Origin of the sequence: Streptomyces sp. NPDC051776 (assembly GCF_040681345.1) — a bacterium.
Lineage (GTDB): Bacteria > Actinomycetota > Actinomycetes > Streptomycetales > Streptomycetaceae > Streptomyces.
Genome location: NZ_JBFAYQ010000012.1, coordinates 159398 through 166795, shown reverse-complemented (window position 1 = coordinate 166795; position 7398 = coordinate 159398). Strand labels below are relative to the sequence as shown.

6 protein-coding genes are annotated in these 7398 nt (G+C 71.6%); all 6 read left to right on the top strand.

Annotation, left to right across the window (positions count from 1 at the left end; all coding sequences use genetic code 11):
* The first annotated feature begins 253 nt into the window (after window positions 1-253).
* The 6 genes from AB0M26_RS13025 (at window position 254) to AB0M26_RS13000 (ending at window position 7394) form a co-directional block, all read left to right on the top strand.
* Complete coding sequence (locus tag AB0M26_RS13025; RefSeq protein WP_365259027.1) at window positions 254-1558, top strand: Nramp family divalent metal transporter; 1305 nt, start codon at window positions 254-256, stop codon at window positions 1556-1558.
* Between the two features lie 412 nt (window positions 1559-1970).
* Window positions 1971-2837, top strand: coding sequence for a hypothetical protein (locus AB0M26_RS13020; protein ID WP_365259024.1), 867 nt, complete (start codon window positions 1971-1973; stop codon window positions 2835-2837).
* 108 nt (window positions 2838-2945) lie between these two features.
* Window positions 2946-3665 (top strand): Flp pilus assembly protein CpaB, encoded by a 720-nt coding sequence (gene cpaB / locus AB0M26_RS13015; protein WP_365259021.1) that lies wholly within the window; start codon window positions 2946-2948, stop codon window positions 3663-3665.
* Complete coding sequence (locus tag AB0M26_RS13010; RefSeq protein ID WP_365259018.1) at window positions 3662-5308, top strand: AAA family ATPase; 1647 nt, start codon at window positions 3662-3664, stop codon at window positions 5306-5308. Before cpaB ends, AB0M26_RS13010 begins: the two co-directional genes overlap by 4 nt.
* 309 nt (window positions 5309-5617) lie before the next feature.
* On the top strand, window positions 5618-5962 hold the full coding sequence (locus AB0M26_RS13005) for a TadE/TadG family type IV pilus assembly protein (protein WP_365259015.1): 345 nt from the start codon (window positions 5618-5620) through the stop codon (window positions 5960-5962).
* A gap of 94 nt (window positions 5963-6056) precedes the next feature.
* Window positions 6057-7394: a CpaF family protein gene (locus AB0M26_RS13000; protein ID WP_365259012.1), complete on the top strand. Its 1338-nt coding sequence runs from the start codon at window positions 6057-6059 to the stop codon at window positions 7392-7394.
* Window positions 7395-7398: the final 4 nt, after the last annotated feature.

Genomic DNA, 7398 nt, shown 5'->3' with positions numbered 1-7398 from the left:
CGAGCCGACGTGCTCTTCGCCATGCTCCGCGACGGCACCTTCTACGACCCCAAGCCCGCCCCCACAGGTTGACGAAACCCATAGGGACACCCCCCCCGCCGGGCTCGTCGGCGGGGCCCGTTCGACGGCCGCGGTTTCGCTCCCACGGCAGCCGCGGCCCCGGGGTCCGACGGGGTACGGCCCCTTGTGCGGTGGCGCACCGGGCGGATTCAATTCCGCGGGTCGGCCCCGGGGACGAGAGCGGAGGCAGCCCATGGCGGAGACCAGTCAGCGCGGTTCAGGTGAGGTCGTCGGGCAACCGCGCAAGGCGAGTTGGCGCTACATCGGCCCCGGGATCGTCGTCGCGGCGACCGGTGTCGGCGCCGGTGACCTCGTCGCGACCCTGATCGCGGGCAGCGAGTTCGGTTACACCCTCATGTGGGCCGCCGTCGTTGGCTGCCTGGTGAAGATCTCGCTCGCGGAGGCCGCGGGCCGCTGGCATCTGGCCACCGGTCGCACGCTGTTCGACGGTTGGCGCAGCCTCGGTGGCTGGACCTCGGTCTACTTCGGGATCTACATCGTGGTCTGGGGATTCGTCTACGGCGCGACCGCCATGTCCTCCACGGCCCTCCCGCTCGCCGCGCTCTTCCCCGGCTTCCCCGGCGGGCTCAAGGCGTTCGCCGTGATCGCCGGTCTCATCGGTCTCGTCCTGGTCTGGTTCAACCGGTACGCCGGTTTCGAAAAGCTGATGACCGTTCTGATCGGCGTCAAGTTCCTGATCGTCGTCTACGTCGCCGTCCGCGTCGCCCCCGACATCCCGGCCGCCCTCACGGGCATGCTGCCCGTCCTGCCGGACGGCTCGTTCTTCTACACCCTCGGCCTCATCGGCGGTGTCGGCGGCACGATCACCATGGCCGCGTACGGCTACTGGATCAACGCCAAGGGCTGGACGGACGCCTCGTGGATGAAGATGATGCGGCTGGACAACCGCGTCGCCTATCTCACCACGGGCGTCTTCGTCGTCGCGATGCTGATCGTCGGCGCCGAGCTGTTGCACGCGTCCAACATCGCGCTCGCCTCCGGCGACAAGGGCCTGGTGGACCTCGGCTCCATCCTCGAGGACCGCTTCGGCACCTTCACCGCCAAGCTGTTCCTCGTCGGCTTCTGCGCGACCTCCTTCTCCGCCCTCGTCGGCGTCTGGCACGGCGTCAGCCTCCTCTTCGCGGACTTCTACGAGCGCGTACAGCGGGTCCGCAGGGGCGAGTCCGAGGACGCGGTGGCCGAGGTCGCCGAGGGACGCCGCGAGAAGTCGTGGCCCTTCCGGACGTACATGCTGTGGCTGACGTTCCCGCCCATGGGCCTGCTCTGGCTCGACCAGCCCTTCGGGCTCGTCATCGCCTACGGCGTTCTCGGCGCCTTCTTCATGCCGTTCCTGGCGCTGACCCTGATCTGGCTGCTCAACTCCGACCGGACCCCCCGTCAGTGGCGCAACGGCCTGCTGAGCAACGGGACGCTGGCGGCGGCCGGCCTGCTGTTCCTCGTGCTGTGCGTCCAGCAGGTTCGCGAACTCCCCTGGTGACACCGGGGGTTCCGCCCCGGCACGTACGTCGTGCGCAGCGCCACCGCGAAGGCGGCGGCGCTGCGCGTTGGCTGTAGTCGGGATGCTCCGAGTGCCGCGACCGGCACGCGGACTGCAGGAAACGTCCGCAGTGCGGCTATCGCCCGACGGCACGTGCGACCCCGAGTCCGTACGCCCGCCCGCCGCAGTCCTGTTGCCAACCCCGCCCGCGCCGCCTCCCCGCCCCGGCCCACGGGGGCCGTCAGGACTTCTGGATACGGGTCTTCCCGGGATCAACTCCGCTGATACCGGCGAACTGTTCACTCCATCTCAACTGGTGGATACAGTGCTCGTGCAGGAGCGCAGCGCAGTGTCGATCTGCGGCCGCCGGCCCCCCGGCGACCGGCGACCGGAGGGGAACGGGGAGACCGACGTGCCCATCGCCATCGCAGTCACCAGCCCGGGTCTGGTGCTTCCGTCGCCCGACCCGCAGACCCCGCCTGCCGCCGTGATCCCGCCACCGCAGGCGCAACCCCTGGAGGCCGCGCTCGCGGACACCCACCGGCTCCTGGAGCAGCACGGCTATCTGATCGTGCTCCATCCCGCGGGCGATCCGCAGCGGGAGACCCACCAGCGGCTCCACACCATCCGCTCCGTCCTGGAGAGCGATCGCATCGCCCTGCTCGGCCTGGAGCTGCCGCCGCTGGCCGTCGCCGTGCTCGCCCTCCAGCTCCGGCGGCTCTCCGTCTGCGACTTCAGCCCCGGTGTGCTCGCCTCCGCGGCCCGGTTGCTCGCCCACTATGTCTACGCGGGTGCACTGCTCGGTTCGGTGTCCCGGCTCGACCGCATCCCGGTCGGTCTCGCCTCCCACGCCACCTCCTGGGTGCCGGGCAGTCAGTTCGGGGTGCTGCTCAATCCCGCCCAGCAGCTCATCAAGGTGGGCGGCGCGTCCCAAGCACCCTTGCAGGGGCCCGAGTTCGCCACCGAACTGCTGCTCGCGCGGGGCCGGCTGCAGTCCGACTGGGTGGCCTCCGGCCTCGCCTCCGCATGGCGGGTGCAGGAGGTGCGCGAGGCGGAGCTGCCCGAGGAGTCCTCGCGCTGGTGGGGCACGTCCCGGCTCGTCGAATTCGCTGCCGCGATCGGGGACCTCTCCGTGCTCTACCAGGTCGTCGCCTCGGTCCGCAGGGACGAGTGCCGTTGGTGCGGGTTGCACCTCATCGGCGACCGCTGCGCGTTCTGTTCCGCGCCCGTCGCGCCACCCCCCGCCCCGAGGCCCCGGCTCGCGCTCACCGCCTCTTGACCTCCCGCCGCCAGGCCGCCGCCCGGGCCCCGGGCGGATGCGCCGTAGCGTTCATCGCTTACTGTCCGTCCCGACCCGGATACGTTCCTGAACGAGGTTGTCCGTCACATGAATTCACGCCAGCGCCGCGGCGTCATCCTCATCCTGCTGTCCGTCCTGTGCGCGCTCGGCGCCTTCGCCGGGGTGCTCTCGGTGATCAGTGACGTGGAGTCGAAGGTGGGGCCGGAGACGACGGCGTACGAACTCGCGGCCGATGTGAAGCCGTACGAGGAGCTGTCCGAGAGCCAGTTCAGGAAGGTGGAGATACCCGAGCGCTGGGTGCCGGAGACCGCGGTCACCGACCTCCGCGGCATCGACGGCAAGATAGCCGTCACCCCGCTCCGCAAGGGGTCCCTGCTGCAGAGCGACATGGTCGTGGACCGCCCGGCGCTGGAGAAGGGCGAGCAGGAGATCGCCATCATGATCGACGCGGCGACCGGAGTGGCCGGCAAGATCCGCCCCGGCGCGACGGTCAACATCTACGCCACCTTCGACCGCGAGACGTCGGGCGCCAAGCCCCAGTCGAAGGTCATCGTCACCGGTGCCAAGGTCATCGACGTAGGCCGCCTCACCCCCCTCGACCCCGACCAGGACGAGCGCCGACGCGCTACGACCGAGGCCGTGCCGATCACGTTCGGCCTCGGCACGCTCGACGCCCAGCGCGTCGCCTACGCCGAATCGTTCGCCTCGCACGTACGGCTGGCCCTGGTCGCCCCGGGCGGTGGCTCGCCGGTCTCCCCGGACAGCCGCACCTACACCCTCGACGGGGACAAGGGGGGTAACGGATGACGATCAGAATTCTCACCGCGGCCGCCGACCCGGACGCCGCCCGCTCCATCACCACCCTGCTGAGCCAGCTCCCGGACGCCGAACCCGCCCCCCCGGTCGCCGACTCCACGACCCTGCTGGACGCGCTCGCCCGGTTCGCCGCCGAGTCCGTCGAGGAGCTGCCCGAGGTCGTCCTGGTCCACGAGCGCATCGGCCCCGTGCCCGCCCTCGAACTCATCAGGGAAGTGGCGCTGCGCTTCCCCGCGGTCGGCGTCGTGCTCGTCACCGCCGATTCCAGCCCCGGGCTCTTCTCCGCGGTGATGGACTCCGGTGCGCGCGGTCTCATCGCGCTGCCGCTGTCGTACGAGGAACTGGCGGCACGCGTCCACGGCGCCGCCCAGTGGTCCGCGGGCGTCCGCCGCCATCTCGGCGCGGGCGCCGACTCGTTCAGCGGCCCCGGCGGGAGGGTGGTCACCCTCAGCGGCGCCAAGGGCGGGGTCGGTACCACGGTCACCGCCGTCCAACTCGCGCTCGCAGCAAGGGCGTCGGGGCTGACCGCAGCGCTGGTCGACCTGGACCTCCAGTCCGGGGACGTGGCCTCGTACCTGGATGTGCAGTTCCGCCGCTCCATCGCGGACCTGGCGGGGATCAGCGACATCTCGCCGCGCGTCCTGCAGGACGCGCTGTTCGCCCATCCCACCGGGCTCGGGCTGCTGCTGGCGCCGGCCGAGGGGGAGCGCGGCGAGGACGTCCCCGACCGGGCCGTCCGCCGGATCGTCAGCGCCCTGCGGACCCGGTACGAGGTCGTGGTCATCGACTGCGGCTCCCAGATGAACAGCGCGAACGCGGCGGCCGTCGAGATGGCGGACGTCCCCCTGATGGTCACCACGCCGGACGTGGTGGCCGTACGGGGCGCCAAGAGGCTCGTACGGCTGTGGGACCGGCTGCAGATCCGCAAGGCGGAGGAGACCGTCACCGTGGTCAACCGGCACACCCGGCACAGCGAGATCCAGCCGTCGCTGATCGAGAAGATCACCGGTACGCGGGTGGCGCGGGCCGCCGTGCCGTCCAACTTCAAGGAGCTGCAGCCCGTGGTGAATTCGGGCCGAATACAGGACCTTGACGGCCGGTCCACGGTCAAGCAGGCGGTGCGGGCGCTGGCCGGTGAACTGGACCTGCTCGCCGGGACGGAGGCGGACGGCCCCCGCGGCCACCGCGCGGGCCGCGCCGAGAAGGGCGCGCGGGGCGGACGGGCGGGCAGGTACCGGGGCGACCGCGGCCCCTCGGGAGTGCGGCGGCGGGCCGCGGGCGGGGACAGCGGCCAGGTCGCCGTCGAGTTCCTGGGGATGGTGCCGCTCATCGCACTCGTGCTGATCCTGGTGTGGCAGTGCGCGCTGCTCGGCTACACCTACACCCTCGCGGGGAATGCGGCCGACGAGGCGGCGCGGGCCGCGACCGCGGCGGACGCTGCCGGCCCCTGCCGCGAGAAGGCGGCGGCGGAACTCCCGCAGGCCTGGCGGGACAGCGGCCCGGAGATCAACTGTTTCCCGGAGCCCGGCCTGTGGAAGGCCGAGGTCGGGCTGAAAGTTCCGGTGCTGTTCCCGGGGGTGGTGGACTTCCCCATCACCGTCCGGGGCGAGGCCGGAGCGGCGGAGGAGGGGTGACCCATGGCTCGGGTCTTACGGGTGCGACGTGCCGACTGCGCTGCGTGGACCGCAGTCGGGGGGCAGGGCGCGGCGTCCGTCGTGGACCGGGGCCGGGGGGTGTCTCTCGCACGGCTACCGCCGGAGGTGCCCCCAAGAGCCGCGAGCGGGCGGATGTCCCGTCGAATGTCCGGCCGTTCTTCGCCGGCCTGCGGGGACGCCCCGCCGCACCCGCTTTCCGCCGGCAGCGGGTCCGGCGGCAATCGGAGGCCGGGGCCCGGGCACACTCTGGGCAGACCCCCGTGGCCATCGACGCGCGAACGCGGCCAGGTGGCTCTGGAGTTGATCGGGTTCGTCCCGATCCTCCTGCTCCTGGGCCTGGCCACCATCCAGCTCGGCATCGCCGCGTACGCCGTCTCCCAGGCGGGCACGGCCGCACGCGCCGCGGCCCGCACGGAGTCCTACGCGGAATCGGACACCGACGGGGAGGGCGCGGGCCGGGCGGCGATGAGCGACTGGATGGCCGACCGGGCCGACATCACCGTGGGACGCGGTCCCGGGGAGGCCAAGGCCACCGCACGGGTCGAGATCCCGTCGATCGTCCCGGGCGTGGGGAACTTCGGCACGGCCGAGCGGTCGGCCGTCATGCCGCGCGACGAGGAGAGCACACCATGAGCACGACCAGCCATCCGGCAGGCGGCGCGAACCGATCCCCGGCAGCCGGTGCACGTTCGGTCCAGGCGGCCCGGTGCCCTGCGGGGAGTCTGCGATGAGTCTGCGGGCCCGTGTCACGGCCCCCGAGGAGACCGGCGGGATGCGCGAGGACGGCCATCTCGTCGCCGTCTACCGCGCCAAGCTGCTCGAGGAGATCGACCTCGCCGAGATGTCCGCCCTGGCCGCCGGCGAGCGCCGGGCCAGGCTCGAACGCGTCCTCGGGCACATCATCAGCCGCGAGGGGCCGGTCCTCTCCACCACCGAACGCGCCCAGCTCATCCGGCGCGTGGTCGACGAGGCACTCGGCCTCGGCGTGCTCGAACCGCTGCTGGAGGACGCCTCCATCACCGAGATCATGGTCAACGGGCCCGACCAGGTCTACGTCGAGCGCGGCGGGCGCGTCGAGCAGGTGCCCGTACGGTTCGCCTCCCACGACCAGCTCATGCAGACCATCGAGCGCATCGTCTCCACCGTCAACCGCCGTGTGGACGAGGCGAATCCGATGGTCGACGCCCGGTTGCCCAGCGGGGAGCGCGTCAACGTCATCATCCCGCCGCTGTCCCTGACCGGCGCGACGCTCACCATTCGCCGCTTCCCGCGCTCGTACACCCTCCAGGAGCTGATCGGGCTCGGCACCCTCGACGAGCCCACGCTGATGCTGCTGGCCGGGCTGGTCAGGGCGCGCTTCAACGTGATCGTGTCCGGGGCGACCGGCTCCGGCAAGACCACGCTCCTGAACGCCCTGTCCGGGCTCATACCCGACGGGGAGCGCATCATCACCGTCGAGGACGCGGCCGAACTCCAGCTCCAGCAGAGCCATGTCATCCGGCTGGAGACCCGGCCGCCCAATGTCGAGGGCAAGGGGCGGATCACCGTACGGGACCTGGTGCGCAACTCGCTGCGCATGCGCCCCGACCGCATCATCGTGGGCGAGGTCCGTGGTGGCGAGACCCTCGACATGCTCCAGGCGATGTCCACCGGACACGACGGCTCGCTGGCCACGGTCCACGCCAACAGCGCCGAGGACGCCCTGATGCGGCTGCAGACGCTGGCCTCCATGTCGGAGGTCAAGATCCCCTTCGAGGCGCTGCGGGACCAGATCAACAGCGCCGTCGACTGCATCATCCAGCTCACCCGGCACACCGACGGCTCCCGCAAGGTCAGCGAGATCGTCATGCTCGCCTCGCGCGGACGCGAGACCTACCGGATCGCCACGGTCTGCCGCTTCAACGCCCGGCCCCTGGGCGCGGACCGCACGGTGCACGGCCACCACGCGTACTTCCCCCTGCCCCGCCGTATCGCGGAACGGCTCCATCTGGCGTGCGAGCCCGTGCCACAGGCCTTCGGCGTCGCCGCCTCCGACGACCAGCTCGCCACGAGAGAGGCGAAGTAGCAAT